Source organism: Galactobacter caseinivorans (assembly GCF_003640665.1).
GTDB classification, from domain to species: Bacteria; Actinomycetota; Actinomycetes; order Actinomycetales; family Micrococcaceae; genus Galactobacter; species Galactobacter caseinivorans.
Genome location: NZ_QQXL01000001.1, coordinates 120,273 through 139,284, shown reverse-complemented (window position 1 = coordinate 139,284; position 19,012 = coordinate 120,273). Strand labels below are relative to the sequence as shown.

Below are 19,012 nucleotides of genomic sequence, written 5' to 3'. Positions count from 1 at the left end.
CTCCATGCGCCGTCAGTCCCTTGCCATCGTCGCGGCAGCATTCGCCGCGACCGCCCTGTCCCTTTCCGCCTGTGGCGGCGGCGGCACGCCTGCCGCCAGCAGCTCCGGCGGGGGTTCCGTGTTCGCGCTGAAGTACCCCGGCAAACTGACAGTCTGCTCCGACGTCCCCTACAAGCCCTTCGAATATGAAGAGGGGGGCAAGTACGTGGGCTTCGATATGGATATCGCAACGGAAATCGCCAAGAAGGCCGGAGCGGAGCTCAACGTCGTTAAGGCGGGCTTCGATTCCATCCAATCTGGCCTGTTCAAGTCTCAGTGCGACATCGCCGTTTCTGGCATCTCCATCACAGAAAAGCGCAAGGGCAACATGGACTTCTCCACGCCTTACTTGGATGACGACTTGGTACTGGTGGCCAAGAAGGGCTCGGGCATCACGAATCTTGATTCTGCCAAGGGCAAGAAGGTCTCGGTTCAGGGTTCCACCACCGGTTCCGACTACGCCAAGGAGAAGGACATCGAGGCAACCGCCTTTGAGACAGGCGAGTTGCAGGTGCAATCGCTAATCGCTGGCACCACCGATGCATCACTGGGCAACCAGTCCATTCTTCGCTACGGCATCAAGGGCAAGGATGACCTGGAGGTAGTGGAGGAAATCAAGACGGGCGAGCAGCTGGGTGTTGCAGTTAAGAAGGGCGACACGGCCATGCTGACGCTCGTCAATGACACTCTCAAGACCATGGAATCCGACGGCAAAATGGACGAGATCAAGAAGAAGTGGTTCGGCGACGCCTAATTCTGGCAGTCGCCGAACCGGTGGGTGGGGCTGGAACGCCCCGCCCACCGGCGCATCACCCCTTGGCTCCACCCACGTGCAGTGAAAGGCACCCTCCATGGTACTCACCACTCGCCAACGCTCGCGTTTGAGCAAAGGAATCCAGCTAGGCATTCTGGTCTTATCTGTTATTCTGCTTGTCCTGCTGGTTAATTGGCCCCTAGTTATCGAGTCATTCTTCAGGTTCGGTGCAGTGGGCGGGATGTTCCCTGAGATCATCCTTGTCGGCCTAAAAAACACCTTGCTGTACACCGTGACGTCCTTCGCCTTCGGGTTGGTTCTGGGCACCATGTTGGCTCTCATGAAGACCTCAAGTTTTGGCCCGTACAGGTGGATCGCGACTGTCTACATCGAGTTCTTCCGCGGCCTGCCCGTGTTGCTAGTGCTGCTCGCAATGGGCTTCGGCCTGCCCATCGCCTTCGGCACAACGTGGCCGCAATGGGTCAATGTCATGGTGGCTCTTGGCCTCTCCTCCGCGGCGTACATGGCAGAGACTCTGCGCGCTGGGCTCCAGGCAGTACCCAAGGGGCAAATGGAGGCAGCCCGTTCCCTTGGCATGCCGCAGTGGCGAGCCATGGTCACCATCGTGATTCCGCAGGCCTTCCGCATTGTGCTTCCGCCACTCACCAACGAGTTCATCTTGCTGACCAAGGACACGTCGCTGGCCTTTGTTTTGGGCATGACGATGTCCCAGTACGAGCTCACCACCTTCGGTCGAAATGGTATGACCGAGTACCCGGCGGGCATGACGCCACTTATGGTTGCCGGCGCCATTTATCTTGTGATCACTCTTCCTATGAGCTTGCTGGCCCGCTGGTTTGAGAAGCGCACCAACCAGACTTCCCGGCCCAAGCGCCGAAGATCGGACGGGGCCGCGACGGCGGCGGCGAGCTCCCTCGCTGGACCTGCATCGCCCTCTGCAACTGCCGCCCGGGGCACAACTGATCTGACGAAGGGGACCCAAGCATGAGCCGCTCCGCAGCCACCATTCAGAGCACCGCAGGCGTGAGCATCACTGGTCTGCACAAGTCCTACGGCTCCAACGAGGTACTCAAGGGCATTGACCTGGCGGTGGCACCCGGCGAGGTGGTCTGCCTGGTGGGGCCATCCGGTTCTGGCAAGTCCACCTTGCTGCGCTGCATCAACCTGTTGGAGACCCCCAACGCCGGCACCATCGAGGTGGGCGGGCATGCGGCCACCGATCCGGACGTGGACGTGGACAAGATGCGCCGCTCCGTCGGCATGGTCTTTCAGCAGTTCAACCTCTTTCCGCACCTGAGCGTCCTGAAGAACTGCACCGTCTCTCAGATGCAGGTCTTGAAGCGCAGCAGGTCCGAGGCGGAGGCGATTGCCCGCAAGCACCTGCGCTCCGTGGGCCTGGCGGAGCTGGAGACCCGCTTCCCCGGGGAGCTCTCTGGCGGCCAGCAGCAGCGCGTGGCGATTGCCCGCTCGCTGTCCATGGACCCCACGCTGATGCTCTTTGACGAGCCCACCTCGGCCCTTGACCCGGAGACCGTGGGAGATGTGCTGGCGATCATGCGCCGCCTGGCGCAGGAGGGCATGACCATGGTCGTGGTGACCCACGAGATGGGCTTTGCCCGCGAGGTCGCGGACCGTGTGGTGTTCATGGACGGCGGCGTGGTGGTGGAGCAGGGCCCCGCAGAGGAGGTCATCGGCAACCCGCAGCAGCCGCGCACGCAGGACTTCCTGCGCCGGGTCCTTGACCCCAACCACGTGGCGGCCCAGGAGGACTAGGCCCCTAGCGCTGGGTGAGGGTCTCCGCCGCCGCCCGGGAGAGCGCCTGGTGGAGGGCGCGGGGGTCGCGCCGCTCCACCGGGACCTCCAACAGGCGCCGGCCGGACGCGGTGGCGCCCTCCACCAGCCAGGAACTCACTGCTTGGTGCGTGGTGGCGGTGGAGGCGTCCCAGCCAAAGGCCTCCGCGATGGGCCCCAACTCCAGCCCGTGCGGCGTGCGGAAGTAGCGCGTCACCGTGCGGGCGTAGGGGCCACGCGCCGCCACCGCACCGTGCTCCAGCGTGGAGAAGATGGTTCCGCCATCGTCCTGCGCCACGATCACGTCCAGGCGCGGCTCGCGCTCAAAGCTGGGCGTGAGCAGGCCGCCTGCGTCGTGCAAAAAGGTGACGTCTCCCATGAGCGCCACCGTGCGGCGTCGCTCAGCCAGAGCCACGCCCGCCGCCGTGGCCAGCGTGCCGTCAATCCCGGCCAGCCCGCGGTTGGCGTACACGCGCGGCCCGCGCCCGCGGCGGGGCGCTGCCATCAGGTCCAGGTCGCGAACCGGCCGGCTGGAGCCAAGGACCAGCGGCCCGTCCAGCGCGTCCCAGACCGTGGCGGCCAGGCCCGGGCCGGTGAGCCGCCCGGTCTTTGACTCATGCTCCGCCAGGACCAACTCCAGCGACTCGCGCACCGCGGCGTCCGCGTCCAGCCAGGAGCGCGTCCACCCGGCGGGGGCCGTGCCGGCAAACGCGGCCAGCTCCTCCAGGGACTCCACGATCCGCTCGCGGCGCCGTCCGGGGGTGAACCAGGGCGCGGGCTCAGCCAGGAAGAGCACCGACTCGACGTCCGCGCGGCCCAGCAGCGCGGCGACCGGCCGCGAGAGGGTGGGGCGGCCAAAGAGCACCACGGCCTCCACCTGCTCCCCCAGCGTGGGCAAGAGGTATTGGTAGGTGGACAGAGCTGTGACGCCAAAGCGGGCGTCAGAGCTGGGCTCAGCGAGCAGTGGAAGCCCAAGCGCCGCGGCAAAATCCGCCGCCAGGGGCCCCGCGTCGTGGCCGGCCACCACCACCGTGCGGCGGGGCGGGGCGGAGTGTCCCGCCGAAGCAAAGAGGCCCGAGTTCTGTGCGCCGGCGGCATCCGCGTCGCTCGAGTCCCGCTCCAAGCATTCGATGTCGCTGAGCTGGGCCGGGCGCGGGGGCAGGGCGGGTAGCCCGGCCAGAGCGGCGTCGTCTGCCGGGACCAGCGGATCGCGGAAGGCCAGGTTCAGCTGGACCGGGCCGCGGGGCGTGAGCGCTATGTCTACGGTGCCGCCCTGCTCCGCGGGGACCAACCCCTCCGCTGCCAGCAACGCGGCGCGGACGGCGGGCGTGGGGTCCTGCCCCGCACCCACCGTGGTGGCGAGGCGGACGTGCTCACCAAAGAGGCCCGCCTGCGCCGTGGTCTGGTTGGAACCGGTCCCGTGCAGTTCCTCCGGGCGGTCCGCCGTGATGGCCACGAGGGGCAAGCCTGCGTGGTTGGCCTCCATGATGGCCGGAAGCAGCTCCCCCACCGCGGTGCCAGAGGTGGTGACGACGGCGACGGGGCGGCCGGACGCCGCGGCAAGCCCCACGGCAAGGAACCCTGCGTCGCGTTCGTCGATGCGCACCATGACCTCAATGCGCCCGGCCAGCTCCGCCTCGGCGAGCGCGTACGCCAGGGGTGCGCTGCGGGAGCCGGGGCACAGGACCACATAGGCCACACCCCCGTCCGTGAGCGCCTGCACGGCCTTGCGGGCAGCCGCGGGGGCCATCAGCTCTTCCGCCGGGCTCTCCTGACTGGCCGATGCTGACGCGCTGAACCCGGGGTTGCTCATACCCTCCATTCTAGTTCCGCCCGGCGGCGCGGGACCCTGTTGGTCCGTGGCCGCCGCGAGTGCGTCTAGCGTGCCTGCGCGGCCAGCACCGCGTGCGCTCGGGACAGGCGCGCCATCCACCACTCCCTGCGCTCGGCAGAGGCCGCGTGGCGGGCCAGGAGCGCCGGGTCCGCCGCGACGGTGCGCAAGTCAAGCTCGCCGCCGCTGGCCACGTAACCCGGCTCCACGACGTCGCTCACAAAGAGCGAGCCGGTGCCAAGGCCGCAGGCGTAGGGAAGCTGCGGCAGCGCGGCTGCCAGCCCCGCGCCGACGCGCAGGCCCACCGAGGTGTCCAGCGCGGAGGAGACCACGGCGGGCAGCCCGGCCTGGCGAACAATCTCCAGGGCGCGGCGGACTCCGCCCAGGGGCTGGGCCTTGACCACAATCAGGTCCGCGGCCCCGGCCTGCGCCACGGCCAGCGGGTCGCTCTCCTTGCGCACCGACTCGTCCGCGGCGATCAGGACCGGCAGGCCGCGCCGTGCCAGCTCCTCGCGCAGCCGCGCCAGGCCCTCGATGCCGGGCACCGGCTGCTCCGCGTATTCCAGGCCGAAGGGGGCCAGCGCCTCCAACGCCACCAGCGCCTCGCGGTGCCCCCAGCTCTGATTCGCGTCGATGCGCAGCCGCGCTTGGGGCAGCACCGCGCGCACGGCAGCCAGCCGCGCCACGTCGTCCGCCAGGGTCTGCCCGGCCTCCGCAACCTTGACCTTGACGGTGCCGGGGGCGTCGTAGCGAGCAAGCAACTGCTCGACGTCGCTGGCCGGGATCGCGGGCACCGTCGCGTTGACGGGGACCGCGGTGCGCACCGGAGCGGGCAGCCCCTCCCAGCCGGCCTCCACGGCGCAGGCCAACCAGCGCGCCGCCTCCGCGTCGGCGTACTCGAGGAAGGGGGAAAACTCCGACCATCCCTGGGGCCCGTCCAGCAGCACCGCCTGGCGCTCCACCACGCCGCGGAAGCGCACATGCAGGGGCAGGCACACCACGTGGGCGCGCTCTTGCAGCTCCTCGACGGAGGGCAACGTGGGGCTCTGCAGGGGGAGCAAACTCATGGGTACCACCGTAGTCCGGGGTGTCGCGTGCCCCACATCCGGGCCATTTCTGGCCGCTTTCCCAGGCTGGTCCCGGACAGGCGTGGGACTCTAATCAGATGATTTCCCCCTCCACGGACCAGATTCCGGTGACCGCACACCCCCCGGCGGCCACCGATCGCGGTGCCACTGCCGACGGTGCCCCTGCCGACGGTGCCCCTGTTGACGGTGCCACCGGTCTGGGAGTCGCCGGGCGGCCCAGCCGCGATCCGCTGCCCGGTCGCGATCTGCTGACCACCGGCGCCAAGCAGCGCGGCCCGCGCTGGTGGGCCTGGTTGTTACCCATCGGTGCCCTGGTGGGCGTGGCGGCCTTGTACGCCCTCTTCATCCTGACCGTGCGCGGGCAGTGGGTGGACGAGCGCAGCCTGGAGGGCGCGTTGAAGTCCGCCTGGGGTCAGTACCAGCGCAATCAGGCGCAGGTCAGCCTGGACGTGCTGCCGCTGGCAGTGGGGCTCATCGGGGCTGCTGGCGTGCTCATCAGTGCGGTGGTCCGGCGCCAAGTCGTGGTCCCGCTCATCGCCGTGGCAGGCGGGGGCGCAGCCATGCTCGCCACCCAGTTCCTGAAGCACGACTTCCTGACGCGCCCCGACCTTGGCGTGTCCGCGGCGAATATGAACTCCTTCCCCTCCGGGCATAGCACCGCCGCGGCCGCCGCCGTGTTGGCCCTGTTGCTCGCGGCCCCGCGGGCTGCCCGTCCCTGGATCGCCATGCTTGGCTCAGTGCTGGCCGGTGTGGCCGGCGCGGGCACCTTGGTGATGGGCTGGCACCGCCCCTCAGACATCGTCGGGGCGTTCCTGGTGGTGGCGCTCTGCGGCGTGGCGGCCGGGTGGGGCGTGGCTCTGCGCGAACGCTCCCTCGCCAAGGCCCGTGCCCTGCGCGGCCTGGCACCGCGCCGCATGGATGCCCGCCCCGGCATGCTGGCGCGTGGCGCCTCGCTGACGCTGGCGATCCTGGGGCTGGCCGCCGTGGTGGTGTGCGCCGTGCTCCTGATTCCTCAGCTACGCTCCCCCGGCACCGAGGACGCACCCAGCCTGCAGTGGTTCTTCATGGTGGGGCTCACGCTGTGCCTGGCCGCGGCCTGCTGCGTCTTCCCCCTGCTGGAGCGCTGGGTTGACTCGCTGCCGAGGGACCCCGCCGCGGGTGCGGCTCCGACTTCTTAGAGCGCGCCGACTCCTTAGAGCGCGCCGGCCCTCGTATCGCGGAGCCGGTTGAGCAGGTGCCTTGACTGCACGGGCCCAAAGGGCAGCACCGGGATGGACTTGGTCGCATCGCTCTCGTGCTCGTTCAGTGCTGTGTCCGCCACCTGGATGGCGCGGGCCAGCCGGTGGTAGTGGGCCCTGACCTCGTCCGCGTCCACGGTGGTGCCGTGGCCGGGGACAATGCGCTGGTACAGCTCGTCAATCGCGATGATCTTGCCCAGGACGCGCAGCCACTCGTCCGGGAAGGCGTCCTCAAATTGCGGGTGCCCGCCCTGTTCCACGATGTCACCGGCAAAGAGGATGGGCCCGGAGGCCACCACCACATCCCCGGCCGTGTGGGCCCGGCCAAGGTGCATCAGGGTCACCTGGTGCCCGCCAAGGTCAAGGTCAACGGGTGAACTGGTGACGGCGTGAGTGGGCGGGAGCACGCGGGTGCCTGGGCCGGACGCGGCGCGCATCTCCGGCTCGCCGTCCTCCTCACTCAGCAACGAACGCTGGGCCTCACCGTTCTGATCCAGGGCGTCGATGGTGCCCTGGTGTGCCCAGAACTCCGTGACGCCTGCGCCGGCCAAGGCGTGATTGCCCAGGGCGTGATCGTGGTGGTGGTGGGTATTGACCGCCACCAGCGGCAGGTCGGTGAGCAGGCGCACGGCCTCCAGGTGACGGCCGGCCGAGCGGGGCCCAGCGCCGGTGTCTATCACCAGCGCGCGTTCCTCGCCGATGATCAGGCCGAGGTTCACGGAGCATGGCTGCTCCACGCGCACCCATTCACGCTCCCCCACACGGGTCCAGCCAGCCGCCATCACGGCCGCGCTGCTCTGTGCCCCACTGGTGTGCTCACGTTCAGTACTCTCCATGCGCTCAGACTAGTCGGCCGGGCCCACCAAAGGTGGACCCGGCCGACCGCGCCAGGGACGGGGTTGCCCCCGCGTCCCTGGCGCGCCATCATCACGGCGCGCCATCATCACGGCAGCGCCGGAATCAGAGCTCCGCGAGCGCCTCTCCCGGGCGCTCGATGGCATCCGCGACAAAGCGCAGGAAGCGACTGGCCGCCCCGCCGTCACACACGCGGTGATCAAAGCTCAGCGTGAGCTCGGTGATCTCGCGCACCACGATCTCCCCGTCCACGACCCACGGGCGCGCCTTGATGCGCCCCAGGCCAAGGATGGCGACCTGCGGGTGGTTGATGATCGCGGCGGAACCGTCCACATCAAAGACCCCGTAGTTATTGAGCGTGAAGGTGCCTCGGGTGAGCTGCGCCGGGGTGCACTTGCCCTCGCGGGCGGTATTGATCAGCTCGGCGATGGCGGCGTCCAGTTCACGCGCGCTGAGGCGCTCTGCGCGTTCCACGGCGGGGACCACCAGCCCGCGCTCGGTCTGGGCGGCGATGCCAAGGTTCACGCCGTCCAGCGTCACGATCTCCTCTGAGCCATCCGCCGCCTGCTCAATCCGGGAGTTCAGCTCCGGTACACGCTGCAGGCCGGCGGCCACAAAACGACCCACGATCGCGAGCACGCCCGGGCGGCGCCCGTTGGCATCCGGGCGGATGCCGCGGCGCAGCTTGAGCAGCTCCGTGGCGTCCACGTCCACCCACACGGTGGCCTCCGGGATCTCTCGGCGCGAGCGGGACATGGTCTGTGCCACCACCTTGCGCACGCCGGTGATGGGCGTGCGGCTGGCGATCCCCAGCCCGGAGCGCTTGTCCAGCTCCCCGGCGCCTGCGCCGGAGGACGCCGTCCCTGCGTTGGCTCCACCGGAACCACTGCCCGACGACGCGGGGTTGGCTTGGGTGGCCGAGCCTGCGGCTGGTGCCTGGCCGGCACCGGAGGCGGCGGCGTGCACGTCGGCGCGCATCACGAGCCCATCGGGTCCGGAGCCGGAGAGTGCCGCCACGTCCACGCCCATGTCGCGTGCCAAGCGGCGCACGAGGGGGTTCACGACGCGGGCAGCCAGCGCGGGAGCCGGTGCGCCTGCGGAAGGCGAGGTCTCCGTGGGAGCCGACGCCGCGGCGTCGGGCAGGGGCCTTGACTCCGCCGCCGTCTCCGAAGCCGTCCCCGAAGCCTGCACCGGAACGTGGGCCGCCCTGCGCCCGCGACGGCGACGCGTGGGAGAGCCCTCCTCCGAGGTGCCATATCCGATCAGGACGTTGCCGGATCCCGAGCCGGCGCGCTCCTCCTCGCGGTAGGACTGCGCGCCTTCCGCCTGCTCGGCGGAACCGGCGGAACCGGCGGCAAACGCTGCGGGATCCGAGCCCTCCGGGCCCACCGTGATCAGCGGGCGGCCCACGGCGAGGGTCTCACCCTCCGCCCCGTGCAGCACCAGGACGGTGCCTGCGTAGGGGGTGGGAACCTCCACGAGGCTCTTGGCGGTCTCCACCTCTGCGATGACCTGATCCAGCGCCACGCTCTCGCCCACGGCCACCTTCCAGGTGACCAGCTCGGCCTCCGTCAGGCCCTCTCCCAGGTCGGGGAGGTTAAAGGTATTGGCCTGGATAGACACGGTTGTCATCAGTCCTCCCACGTCAGTGCGTCAACGGCGTCAAGGATGCGATCGACGCTCGGAATCTGGTGCTTCTCCAACTTGGGGGCCGGGAAGGGGATGTCGAAGCCGGTCACGCGCAGCACCGGCGAGGAGAGGGAGTGGAAGTTGCGTTCCTGCACGCGGGCCACCAGCTCGCTCGCGACGGAGGCAAAGCCCTGGGACTGCGCAATGACGATGGCACGGCCGGTCTTGCGCACGCTCGCGTCGATGGCCGCATCATCCAGCGGCACAATGGTGCGCAGGTCAAGGACCTCCAGATCCAGGCCCTCAGCTGCCGCGACCTCCGCCGCCGCAAACGCGGTGGGAACCGAGGGGCCGTACGCAATCAGGGTCGCGTCCTTGCCGGGACGCACCACGCGCGCGGTGCCCTCTGTGCGCTCCGCGTCGCCGGCCTCGTAAGACTCGCGCAGCGCGCCGAGGTCCGCCTCTTCCTTGGACCAGTACATGCTCTTGGGCTCAAAGAAGATCACCGGGTCATCGCTGGCGATGGCCTCGCGCAGCATCAGGTAGGCGTCCTCCACACCGGAGGGCGTGAAGACCTTGAGCCCCGGAGTGTGGGCGTAGTAGCCCTCCGACGAGTCGCAGTGGTGCTCCACGCCGCCCACGCCGCCGGCGTAGGGGATGCGGATGGTGATGGGCAGGCGAACCTTGCCCATGGTGCGGTTGTGCATCTTCGCGATGTGGCTAAAGACCTGCTCAAGGCTGGGGTAGGCGAAGGCGTCAAACTGCATCTCCACGACCGGGCGCATGCCATTCATGGCCATGCCCACCGCCATGCCGGCAATCCCGGACTCCGCCAGGGGCGTGTCAAAGCAACGCTCCTGACCAAAGCGATCCTGGAGGCCGTCCGTGATGCGGAAGACGCCGCCCAGCTTGCCCACATCCTCGCCAAAGACCACCATGCTTGGATCCGCCGCCATGGCGTCCGCCAGGGCGGTGTTCAGGGACGCGGCCAACGTGGTGGGGCCGGCCTTGGGCGCCTGCTTCTTCAGCGCCGGTGCCGGCTGGTCCACGTGCGCGCCGCGGGCCTGGGAGTCAACACCGGCAAAGTCTGCCTGCTTCACCTCTGGGGTGGCCTGCGTGCTCATCGGGTTTCCTCCGTCTGCTCTGCCTCACGGGCCAGTTCGTCGGCCAGCTTGGCCTCCTGCTCCTTCAACTGCGGGGTCTGCTCCACAAAGACGTGGCGGAACAGCTCCAGCGGGTCCGTCTGCACGTCCGCGTTCATCGCGTCCCGCAGGTCCTTTGCCGTCTCCTCCGCCAGCTCCGCGATGCGAGTCTGCTCGGCTTCCGTCAGCAGCCCGCGCTCGTCAAGGTAGGCGCGCATGCGGATCACCGGGTCGCGTTCCACCCACTGCGCCACCTCGTCGCTCTGGCGGTAGCGCGTGTCATCATCGGCGTTGGTGTGCGCCTGCATGCGGTAGGTCTCCGCCTCAATCAGCAGCGGGCCGGAGCCCTCGCGGGCAATGCTCACAGCCCGGTCAAGCACGGCAAGCAACGCCATCAAGTCGTTGCCGTCCACGCGCTCGCCGGCCATGCCGTAACCCACGGCCTTGTGGGCAAGGGAGGGCGCGGCGGACTGGGCGGAGAGCGGTACGGAGATGGCGTAACCGTTGTTCTGAACAAAGAAGATGACGGGCAGGTGGAAGACCGCGGCGAAGTTCAGCGCCTCGTGGAAGTCACCCTCGCTCGTGGCGCCGTCGCCGCACATGGCCAACACCACGGTGTCCTCGCCGCGCAGGCGGGCCGCGTGAGCCACGCCGACTGCGTGCAGCAGCTGGGTGGTCAGCGGGGTGGCCTCCACGGAGGTGTTGTGCTCCAGGGGGTCATAACCCTGGTGCCACTCCCCGCGGAAGGAGGTCATGACCTGGTTGGGGTCCACGCCGCGGGCGATCACTGCCACCGTGTCGCGGTAGGTGGGGAAGAGCCAGTCGCGCTTCTCCAGGGCAAAGGCGGCGGCCACCTGGCACGCCTCCTGCCCGTGGCTTGAGGGGTACACGGCCATGCGGCCCTGGCGCACCAGCGCGGCGTTTTGGTCGTTGATGCGGCGGCCGAGCACCAGCTGTTCGTAGGCGCGCAGCAGCCGCTCGTCCTCCGGAACCGGGTAATTGTGCCCGGGGGCAATCCCCTGTTCGTTGACCGGAAGCACCGAGCCGTCATGGCCGAGCATCTGGATGCGACCGCGCGTGGGAAGGAGGTAGTCCTCCACGCTGATCCCGAAGCCGGTGCTGGCTTGGCGCACCCGCGCGTCCGTGCGGTTCTCTTCCGCGGTGCCCCCGTTGGCCGGGGCTGTGGCCTGACTCACATGCTGATCCATGCTGTCATTCTCCATTTTTGAGGCGATTCTTCGCCAGTCCAGACGCCAAGTGCGGACGGGATGTGCGCCGGAGCAGCTTTCTGAGTCAGAATGTCCATACCGGGCCGTGTGCTTTGTTCCCGGGTTGGACAAAGTGCGGGCTCCCCATGGCCCGGAGAGGGGCCACCGTGCCGGAGCGTGCAGAGACCACCACGGAGCTGGACGAGACAGACCGCGCCATCATCGACGCCCTGGCCCAGGACGGACGCGCCTCCGTCTCCGCGATCGCCACCACCGTGCACATCTCCCGCGCCCACGCCTATCAGCGCATCGCCCGCCTCCGCGAGCGCGAGGTCATCACCGGGTTCACGGTCAGGACGGATCCAGCCAAGATGGGGCTGCGCTCCAGCGCCTACGTGACTCTCAAGCTGCGCCAGCACTCCTGGCGCGAGCTGCAGGCCACGCTGCGCCGCATCCCGGAGGTGCACCATGTGGCGCTGGTCGGCGGCACCTTCGACGTGATCCTGCTGGTGCGCGCCACGGACAATACCGCCCTGCGGCGCGTGGTCTTTGAGGTGCTCCAGGCCATGCCAGAGGTCATGGATACGCAGACCCACCTCATCTTTGAGGACTCCGAGACGTAGCCGTACCGACCGGGCCCGTCGACCCCGTCGAGGTTGGCCCCCGGCAGGTTCGGCAGGGTACTGTCAACTGGTCCGCTCCACGTTTCCTCCGGCTCTGCTTCCCAGCTCCGCTCTTGGGCTCACGCCCCGCGAAAGGTCCCCTTGCCCGCGCCCTCTCCCGATGCCCTCGCGCTGACCTCCCTGGTGGTCCCCGTCTCCGAACTCCAGGCCGAGTTTCTCTACGCGGCAGAGTCCGTCGCCGAGCGCCACGGGCTGACCCCCGCCCGGTGGCAGGTCCTGGGGGCGGCCCTGGCGCAGGCGCAATCGGTCGCGGACATCGCCCGCACCCTTGGCCTGGCGCGCCAGAGCGTGCAGCGCGTCGCGGACGACGTCGTGGAGTTGGGGTGGGGCGACTGGGCCACCAACCCGCGCCACGCACGCGCCAAGCTGCTGGTGCCCACGGAGGCCGGCCGGCAGGTCCTGGAGGCCACCCAGCGCGATCAGTTGCAGTGGGCGGATGCGGTGGGCTCACGCCTGAACCCGGACGACGTCGCTGCGCTGCGCGGTTTGATGGAGCGCGTCACCACGGTGTCACGGGCGTATTGGGACGAGATCGAGGCCGGCGCTTAGCGGCGTTCGCGGCCGGCTCCGAGCCGGCCGTCAGCTGGACCCCACCAGCGAGGCGACCTCCGCCGCGGCGCCCCAGGAGAGCGTGACGCCCGCGCCGCCAAAGCCGTAGGCGGCGATGACCTGGACCGGATGAGCGGCCACGGCCTCCAGCCGCAGGGACGGGCGGGCGGGGCGCAGACCCACGCCGCGGCTGATCACGCGCAGACCGGCCAGCGCCGGGACAGCAGCCACCGCGCGGGCCAGGATGGCCGCCTCGGTGCGCGCATCCCAGGTGGTGTCCGCGGCGCCAACGTCGTCCGTGCCGCCCACCACGATGTCCCCGCGGCGCGGGATCACGTAGATCATGCCGTCCGGGTGGTCATCATCCATGAACCACTCGGTGATGATCGGGGCGCCGTTCCGATCCTGTGGTTGCTCCAGCCGCACCACCTGGCCGCGCACCGGGAATCCGCTGGTGTCCCCGAGCAGATCCCCCGAGCGCGCCCCTGCCGCGACCACCACCAGGTCCGCTGGGTTGCCCTCCCGCGCCGCGACCGACGCGGCATGCGCCACCGAATCGGCCGTGGACCTCACCACCCGCACCCCTGCCGCGGCGCACTGGGCGCGCAACCACGGCAGGTAGGTGGGCATGTCGACCACGGGAAGGGAGCAGGAGAAGGCGTCCGTGGCGCCGTCGGGCCATTGGTGGTGAGGCAGCGCCGCGATGGCTGCCCGCCCGGCGGGGCCGCCGTCCGCCGAGGCACCGAGCGAATCCACCCACGCGTCATCAGAGGCGGCGCCCCGCGCCACCCACACGCCACGGCGCAGGTCCACGCCGGCCTCCGGAACGGAATGGGCCAGGGCTCGGAAGGCCTCAAAGGAGTCCGCGAGCAGCCGCGCGGCGCGCGGGGAACCCTCCGATTGGTGCGGGAACCAGATCCCGCCGGCCACCCCAGAGACCGAGTCCTCCGCGCTGGCATCCGCAACCATCGTGACCAGGTGCCCTGCGCGCGCCAGTTCCAGCGCGCACGTCAGCCCCACCACGCCCGCGCCAATCACCGCGATGGTGCGGGGCGGTGTGATCTCGTCAGGGCTGGTGCGGTGAGGCGCGGAAGGCATGCGACGAGCCTAGTGGCTGGGCTGTGGCTGACCGGGCCGCGGCTAGCTGGGGCAGCCGCAGGAGGAGCGCAGCCGGAAGTCGGTGGCGATCACGTGCGTCTGGGCCGGCTCGGTGTCGCCGTTGATGCGGGCCAACAGTCGCTCGACGGCGAGTGCCCCCATCGCGTCGATGTCCTGCGCCACGGCGGTCAGGCCGGGTTCAAACAGATCGCTCCACTCGAAGTCGTCATACGCGACCAACGCCACGTCACGCGGGACCTCCAGCCCCACGTCCTTGAGGCCGCGCAGGGCGCCGATGGTCATGGCGTTGTTCAGGGTCAGGAGGGCCCCGGGGCGGTCCGGGGCGGAGAACAGCTTGGCGGTGGCGGCCCTGGCCTGCTCCGAGCCAGAATCCGCCACAGCGATGAGGTCGGGATCCACGCTGAGGCCGCGCCGCTCCAAGGCATCGATGTAGCCGGCGCGGCGCTCCTCCGTGGAATCCAGCCCCGGCAGGCCGGACATGACGGCGATCCGCCGGTGCCCGTGCCACAACAGGTGCTCCGTCAATTCCTGGGTGGCGAGCCGGTTCTCCGGGACCACCTGATCGCAATCGACGTCGATGGAACGGTCAATGGCGACCAGCGGGGTTCCCGCCTGCGCCACCACGTTGGCGCTTGACTCGAGGAAGCCCGGGGAGGGAGCCACGAGCAGGCCGTCCACATGGCGGTCAAGCAGGGACTCCACCACGCGGCGTTCCATGGTGGCCTCATCATGCGAGTCCCCGATGACCAACACGTAGCCGGCGGCGGTGACGCCGCGCTCAATGGCCGCGAGCAGGGGGCCAAAGTAGGCGTTGCTCAGGCCGGAGATGACCAGGCCGATGGTGTTGGACTTGCCCCCGGCCAGGGTCCTGGCCACGGCGCTGCGCCGATAGCCCAGTTCCTCCACGGCGCGCTCCACGCGTTCGCGGGTGTCCTGGTTGACGGGACGAGTCTTGTTGAGAACGTGCGAGACGGTGCTGGCAGAGACCCCTGCGCGCTGCGCTACTTCGTTGATCGTGACCACAGTGCACATTCTCCCTTTGAGTGCCCGCTTTGGGTGAACTCACGCTAGCATTGGGTCCGGAGTTCGCGAAAGCGCTTGCGCAAGCGCTTGCGTCGTGGATACTATGACGGACATCACAGCCTCACCCCTTGTTTTAAAGGAGCGCACTCATGAAGTTCACATTCTCTCGCCGCATGATGATGGCCGCCGGCGCCCTCGCTGCAGCAACCATGGTGGTCACCACCTCCGGTTGCGCGGCAGGCAACGACAGCGGCAGTGGCTCCGGCGGCGGTGGCGAAGAGGTCAAGATTGGCCTCGTCACCAAGACCGACGCCAACCCGTTCTTCGTGAAGCTGCGCGAGGCCGCCCAGAAGCAGGCAGATGCCAAGGGCGCCAAGCTCGTGGCCCTGGCCGGCGCCTTTGATGGCGACAACGAGGGCCAGGTCGCCGCGATCGAGAACCTGGTGACCCAGGGCGTCAAGGGCATCCTGATTACCCCTAACTCCTCCTCCGGCATCCTCTCCGCCATCAAGAACGCCCGCGACCAGGGCGTCATCGTGATTGCGCTTGATACGGCCACCGAGCCGGCGGATGCCGTGGACGCGACCTTCGCCACCGATAACCTGGCTGCCGGCGTCACCCAGGGCAAGTGGGTCAAGGGCGCCCTGGGCAGCAAGACCCCCAAGGTGCTCATGCTGGACGGCACCCCGGGCGGCACCGTTGACTCCCTGCGCCACAAGGGCTTCCTTGAGGGCATGGGTCTGAGCGAGGACTCCTCGGAGATTGCCGGTAAGGCAGACACCAATGGAGACCAGACCAAGGCCCAGACCGCCATGGAGAACCTGCTCCAGCGCGCACCAGATGCCAACGCGCTTTACACCATCAACGAGCCGGCAGCCGCGGGTGGCTACGCCGCCATCAAGTCCGCTGGCAAGGAGAGCGCCGTCTCCATCGGCTCCATCGACGGCTCCTGCGTCGGCGTGGCCAACGTCAAGAAGGGCGTGATCGGCGGAACCGTGCTCCAGTTCCCGGCCAAGATGGCCACCTCCGGCGTCGACGCAGTCGTCGCCTTCGCCAAGGACGGCACCAAGCCTGCTCAGTCCTTCAACGACACCGGCTCCATGCTCATCACCGACAAGCCCGTTGACGGCGTGGAGTCCAAGGACACCACCTGGGGTGCCGAGAACTGCTGGGGCTAGCCTTCAACACCTTCTGATCACGTCTCGCTGCGGGGTCGCCGTCACGGCGGCGGCCCCGCACAGTCAAAGGACACTTCATGACAACCACTCGATTTGAGAACACGAACACCTCGGTTCTGAAGTCACTGCCCGGACGCATCCTCCACTCGCCCGTCTTTGGGTCCGTGGTCGCGCTCCTCGTGGCCATCATCATCTTTAGCGCCATGTCCCCCCGATTCCTGGCACCGGCCAACCTGTCGCTGATTCTTCAGCAGTCCGTTGTGGTGGGAATCCTTGCGGTGGCACAGACGCTGATCATCCTGACGGCAGGCATTGACCTGTCCATCGGCGCCATCGCGGTCCTCGGCACCATCGTGCTGGCCCAGGCCGCCGCTGGCATTGGCCCGGTGGGCGCCATGGTCATCGCCATGATCGTCTGTGTGGGGCTTGGGGCCCTGAACGGCGCTCTGGTGACCGTGCTGCGGCTGCCACCGTTCATCGTCACCCTTGGTACCTTCACGGCGATCGTCGCGGCGACCCGCCTGCTGGCCGGTTCCGAGACCTACCAGGTGACCTCTCCGCTGCTGACCTTCTTGGGCAATACCTTCAAGATCGGCACGTTCACCACCACGTACGGCGTGGTGGTCATGCTCCTGGTGTACGCGATCATGGGCTACGCATTGACACAGACTGCTTGGGGGCGTCACGTCTACGCGGTGGGTGGCAATCCGAATGGTGCGCTGCTCTCCGGTGTGAAGACGCGACGAAATATGTTCTCTGTGTACATCGTGTCCGGCGTCATTGCGCTGATCGCGGCCTGGGCCGCCCTTGGCCGCATCTCCACCGCTGACTCCAACGCCTATCAAAACGCCAACCTGGACACCATCACCGCGGTGGTGATCGGCGGAACCAGCCTGTTTGGTGGACGCGGCGGAGTGCTCGGGACCCTGATCGGCACGCTGATTATTGGCGTGCTGCGCAGCGGCCTGACGCTGGCCGGCGTGGACAGCCTTTACCAGAACATCGCCACTGGCGCCCTGGTCATCGTCGCGGTGGCAGTGGACCAGTTCACTCGACGACGCACTTCCCGTTAGGAGAAGCCATCATGGATATGACGAAGCCATCCTCAACGGCTGAAGCCACCAGCGAGCCCCACGTCATGGCGCTCCAGGCCCGAGGCCTGATCAAGCGCTACGGCGGCGTGGTCGCCATCAACGGCGCAGACTTTGACCTGCGCCAGGGCGAGGTCCTCGCCGTGATTGGCGACAACGGTGCGGGAAAGTCAACGCTCATCAAGACCCTCGCGGGGGCCGTGATCCCCGACGAGGGAAAGATCATGATGAACGGCAAGGACGTGCACTTCCGCTCCACCGGAGACGCCAAGGCGCACGGCATCGAGACCGTGTACCAGGACCTGGCCGTGGTGCCAGCCCTGGACATTGCCTCCAACCTGTTCCTGGGGCGGGAGCTGCGCCGCCCGGGCATCATGGGCAAGGTGTTTAGGCGCCTGGACATGCCTGCGATGCGCGCCGAGGCCGCCAGGCACCTCTCGGAACTGAAGATCGGCATCAAGTCCGTGAATCAGGCCGTGGAGACCCTCTCTGGCGGCCAGCGCCAGGGTGTGGCCGTGTCCCGTGCGGCAGCCTTCGGCAAGGGTGTGATCATCCTGGATGAGCCCACCGCCGCCCTGGGTGTGCGCGAGTCCGGCATGGTCATTGAGCTCATCAGGAACATCCGCGACCGCGGCATTCCCGTGGTGCTCATCAGCCACGACATGCCCAACGTCTTTGACGTGGCGGACCGCATCCACGTGCACCGCCTTGGGCGGCGCGCGGCGGTGGTGGACCCGAAGGAACGCACCATGGGTGAGGTGGTGGCGCTGATGACCGGCGCCGAAGAGCCCACCGAGGTGGAGGCGGCGGGCGGCCGCTAGGTCGCCGTACTCGCAGCCTCCCTAGAGCGGGGTCCCTTGGGCGCCACGCTGGCCACGGTCAGCGTGGCGCCCACTGCTCCGCTCGGGCGTCCTCTCAGCAGGACCCGCACCACCAGCACACTCCGCCTCAGTCAGCACACCCGGCACCACCACGGCACGGCGCTTCCACCACCCCCAGGAGAACGCACATGAAAGAAAACACGCAGCCCGCCCCGGGAGTTGAGGCGCCGCCCCTGGCCGCGCCGGCGCGTGTCGCGGTGCCCGTCACGCTGGATCAGCTCGTGGACCGGGCACTGCAGCTGGCCCTGTCAGGCCGGCGCACCATCTTGGGCATCGCCGGCGCGCCGGGCGCGGGAAAGTCCACCCTCGCAGAAGCGCTCGTGAAGCGGTTGGGCCCGGTCCTCGCGGTCTTTGTCCCGATGGACGGCTTTCACCTCTCCAACACGGTCCTGGACTCCCTGGGGCTGCGCGCCTCCAAGGGCGCACAAAACACGTTCGACGCCCATGGTTACGTCCACCTGCTGCAGCGGCTTGCCCAGCAGCCTGAGTCCGCGGCGGCCGGCCTGGACGGGATCATCTACGCCCCCGAGTTTGACCGGGCCCTGGATAGTTCCATCGGCTCCGCGGTCCCCGTGCAGGCCACCACCCCGCTGGTAGTCACGGAGGGCAATTACCTGCTGCTGGACGACGCCCCGTGGAACGTAGCGAGCCAGGTGTGCGCCGAGTTGTGGTTCCTTGCACCGGATGAGGACGAGCGCGTCTCCCAGCTCACCGCCCGCCACGAGCGCTTTGGGCGCTCCGCCGAGGAGGCGCGCCAGCGCTCGCTTGGAAGCGATCAGCACAATGCCGAGATGATCAACGCGACGGCCCACCGGGCCACCCACGTCTTCCGGCTCACCGATCGTTGGTGAGGGCGGAGGCCGCAGGGAGGAACGGCGGCCGAGTGCGTCCG

At 68.7% G+C, this 19,012-nt stretch carries 17 protein-coding genes and 1 pseudogene; 10 read left to right on the top strand and 8 right to left on the bottom strand.

Annotated elements, in window-relative coordinates:
• The first annotated feature begins 4 nt into the window (after positions 1-4).
• From DWQ67_RS00655 to DWQ67_RS00645, 3 genes and pseudogenes are all read left to right on the top strand, one after another.
• The gene (locus DWQ67_RS00655; RefSeq protein ID WP_121483663.1) at positions 5-793 is read left to right on the top strand and encodes a transporter substrate-binding domain-containing protein; all 789 of its coding nucleotides are present in this window, start codon (positions 5-7) and stop codon (positions 791-793) included.
• A gap of 97 nt (positions 794-890) precedes the next feature.
• Positions 891-1,679: pseudogene (locus tag DWQ67_RS00650) on the top strand (amino acid ABC transporter permease); the annotation flags it as partial.
• A gap of 119 nt (positions 1,680-1,798) precedes the next feature.
• Positions 1,799-2,587, top strand: coding sequence for an amino acid ABC transporter ATP-binding protein (locus DWQ67_RS00645; RefSeq protein ID WP_121483661.1), 789 nt, complete (start codon positions 1,799-1,801; stop codon positions 2,585-2,587).
• Between the two features lie 4 nt (positions 2,588-2,591).
• On the opposite strand, the gene menD is transcribed toward DWQ67_RS00645, so the two are convergent.
• Together menD and DWQ67_RS00635 are read right to left on the bottom strand one after the other, a co-directional pair.
• A complete protein-coding gene (gene menD / locus DWQ67_RS00640) occupies positions 2,592-4,418 on the bottom strand; it encodes a 2-succinyl-5-enolpyruvyl-6-hydroxy-3-cyclohexene-1-carboxylic-acid synthase (RefSeq protein ID WP_233555850.1) in 1,827 nt (608 codons plus the stop codon).
• Between the two features lie 65 nt (positions 4,419-4,483).
• A complete protein-coding gene (locus tag DWQ67_RS00635; protein WP_121483659.1) occupies positions 4,484-5,503 on the bottom strand; it encodes an o-succinylbenzoate synthase in 1,020 nt (339 codons plus the stop codon).
• Between the two features lie 98 nt (positions 5,504-5,601).
• Here DWQ67_RS00635 and DWQ67_RS00630 point away from each other — a divergent pair, with 98 nt between their 5' ends.
• Entirely contained in the window at positions 5,602-6,702 is a 1,101-nt protein-coding gene (locus DWQ67_RS00630) for a phosphatase PAP2 family protein (protein WP_121483658.1), read from the top strand.
• Positions 6,703-6,716: 14 nt separating this feature from the next.
• Here the strand turns inward: DWQ67_RS00630 and DWQ67_RS00625 are convergent, their stop codons facing one another.
• From DWQ67_RS00625 to pdhA, 4 genes are all read right to left on the bottom strand, one after another.
• Entirely contained in the window at positions 6,717-7,598 is an 882-nt protein-coding gene (locus tag DWQ67_RS00625) for an MBL fold metallo-hydrolase (protein ID WP_121483657.1), read from the bottom strand.
• A gap of 124 nt (positions 7,599-7,722) precedes the next feature.
• On the bottom strand, positions 7,723-9,249 hold the full coding sequence (locus DWQ67_RS00620; RefSeq protein ID WP_121483656.1) for a dihydrolipoamide acetyltransferase family protein: 1,527 nt from the start codon (positions 9,247-9,249) through the stop codon (positions 7,723-7,725).
• On the bottom strand, positions 9,249-10,370 hold the full coding sequence (locus DWQ67_RS00615; RefSeq protein WP_121483655.1) for an alpha-ketoacid dehydrogenase subunit beta: 1,122 nt from the start codon (positions 10,368-10,370) through the stop codon (positions 9,249-9,251). The genes DWQ67_RS00620 and DWQ67_RS00615 overlap by 1 nt, the downstream gene beginning before the upstream one ends.
• Positions 10,367-11,596 (bottom strand): pyruvate dehydrogenase (acetyl-transferring) E1 component subunit alpha, encoded by a 1,230-nt coding sequence (gene pdhA, locus DWQ67_RS00610; protein ID WP_121484208.1) that lies wholly within the window; start codon positions 11,594-11,596, stop codon positions 10,367-10,369. The genes DWQ67_RS00615 and pdhA overlap by 4 nt, the downstream gene beginning before the upstream one ends.
• 167 nt (positions 11,597-11,763) lie before the next feature.
• Here pdhA and DWQ67_RS00605 point away from each other — a divergent pair, with 167 nt between their 5' ends.
• On the top strand, positions 11,764-12,219 hold the full coding sequence (locus DWQ67_RS00605; protein WP_233555849.1) for an Lrp/AsnC family transcriptional regulator: 456 nt from the start codon (positions 11,764-11,766) through the stop codon (positions 12,217-12,219).
• Between the two features lie 141 nt (positions 12,220-12,360).
• A complete protein-coding gene (locus DWQ67_RS00600; protein WP_121483653.1) occupies positions 12,361-12,828 on the top strand; it encodes a MarR family winged helix-turn-helix transcriptional regulator in 468 nt (155 codons plus the stop codon).
• Between the two features lie 30 nt (positions 12,829-12,858).
• Here DWQ67_RS00600 and DWQ67_RS00595 read toward each other — a convergent pair whose 3' ends face one another.
• Together DWQ67_RS00595 and DWQ67_RS00590 are read right to left on the bottom strand one after the other, a co-directional pair.
• Positions 12,859-13,926 carry an FAD-dependent oxidoreductase gene (locus DWQ67_RS00595; RefSeq protein ID WP_121483652.1) on the bottom strand — a complete coding sequence of 356 codons (1,068 nt, stop codon included), beginning with the start codon at positions 13,924-13,926 and terminating at the stop codon, positions 12,859-12,861.
• A 42-nt stretch (positions 13,927-13,968) separates the two neighbouring features.
• Positions 13,969-14,970 (bottom strand): LacI family DNA-binding transcriptional regulator, encoded by a 1,002-nt coding sequence (locus DWQ67_RS00590; protein ID WP_121483651.1) that lies wholly within the window; start codon positions 14,968-14,970, stop codon positions 13,969-13,971.
• Positions 14,971-15,119: 149 nt separating this feature from the next.
• Here DWQ67_RS00590 and DWQ67_RS00585 point away from each other — a divergent pair, with 149 nt between their 5' ends.
• The 4 genes from DWQ67_RS00585 to DWQ67_RS00570 all read left to right on the top strand — a co-directional run bounded on the left by DWQ67_RS00585 (position 15,120) and on the right by DWQ67_RS00570 (position 18,971).
• The gene (locus tag DWQ67_RS00585; protein ID WP_233555848.1) at positions 15,120-16,148 is read left to right on the top strand and encodes a substrate-binding domain-containing protein; all 1,029 of its coding nucleotides are present in this window, start codon (positions 15,120-15,122) and stop codon (positions 16,146-16,148) included.
• 77 nt (positions 16,149-16,225) lie between these two features.
• Positions 16,226-17,221: an ABC transporter permease gene (locus DWQ67_RS00580; RefSeq protein WP_121483650.1), complete on the top strand. Its 996-nt coding sequence runs from the start codon at positions 16,226-16,228 to the stop codon at positions 17,219-17,221.
• 11 nt (positions 17,222-17,232) lie between these two features.
• Positions 17,233-18,060 carry an ATP-binding cassette domain-containing protein gene (locus DWQ67_RS00575; protein WP_199712555.1) on the top strand — a complete coding sequence of 276 codons (828 nt, stop codon included), beginning with the start codon at positions 17,233-17,235 and terminating at the stop codon, positions 18,058-18,060.
• A 188-nt stretch (positions 18,061-18,248) separates the two neighbouring features.
• Complete coding sequence (locus tag DWQ67_RS00570; protein WP_121483649.1) at positions 18,249-18,971, top strand: nucleoside/nucleotide kinase family protein; 723 nt, start codon at positions 18,249-18,251, stop codon at positions 18,969-18,971.
• Positions 18,972-19,012: the final 41 nt, after the last annotated feature.

Coding starts and splice junctions, on each gene's coding strand:
- DWQ67_RS00655 (WP_121483663.1), top strand. CDS start 5: ATGCGCCGTCAGTCCCTTGCCATCGTCGCGGCAGCATTCGCCGCGACC.
- DWQ67_RS00645 (WP_121483661.1), top strand. CDS start 1,799: ATGAGCCGCTCCGCAGCCACCATTCAGAGCACCGCAGGCGTGAGCATC.
- menD (WP_233555850.1), bottom strand. CDS start 4,418: ATGAGCAACCCCGGGTTCAGCGCGTCAGCATCGGCCAGTCAGGAGAGC.
- DWQ67_RS00635 (WP_121483659.1), bottom strand. CDS start 5,503: ATGAGTTTGCTCCCCCTGCAGAGCCCCACGTTGCCCTCCGTCGAGGAG.
- DWQ67_RS00630 (WP_121483658.1), top strand. CDS start 5,602: ATGATTTCCCCCTCCACGGACCAGATTCCGGTGACCGCACACCCCCCG.
- DWQ67_RS00625 (WP_121483657.1), bottom strand. CDS start 7,598: ATGGAGAGTACTGAACGTGAGCACACCAGTGGGGCACAGAGCAGCGCG.
- DWQ67_RS00620 (WP_121483656.1), bottom strand. CDS start 9,249: ATGACAACCGTGTCTATCCAGGCCAATACCTTTAACCTCCCCGACCTG.
- DWQ67_RS00615 (WP_121483655.1), bottom strand. CDS start 10,370: ATGAGCACGCAGGCCACCCCAGAGGTGAAGCAGGCAGACTTTGCCGGT.
- pdhA (WP_121484208.1), bottom strand. CDS start 11,596: ATGGATCAGCATGTGAGTCAGGCCACAGCCCCGGCCAACGGGGGCACC.
- DWQ67_RS00595 (WP_121483652.1), bottom strand. CDS start 13,926: ATGCCTTCCGCGCCTCACCGCACCAGCCCTGACGAGATCACACCGCCC.
- DWQ67_RS00585 (WP_233555848.1), top strand. CDS start 15,120: ATGAAGTTCACATTCTCTCGCCGCATGATGATGGCCGCCGGCGCCCTC.
- DWQ67_RS00580 (WP_121483650.1), top strand. CDS start 16,226: ATGACAACCACTCGATTTGAGAACACGAACACCTCGGTTCTGAAGTCA.
- DWQ67_RS00575 (WP_199712555.1), top strand. CDS start 17,233: ATGGATATGACGAAGCCATCCTCAACGGCTGAAGCCACCAGCGAGCCC.
- DWQ67_RS00570 (WP_121483649.1), top strand. CDS start 18,249: ATGAAAGAAAACACGCAGCCCGCCCCGGGAGTTGAGGCGCCGCCCCTG.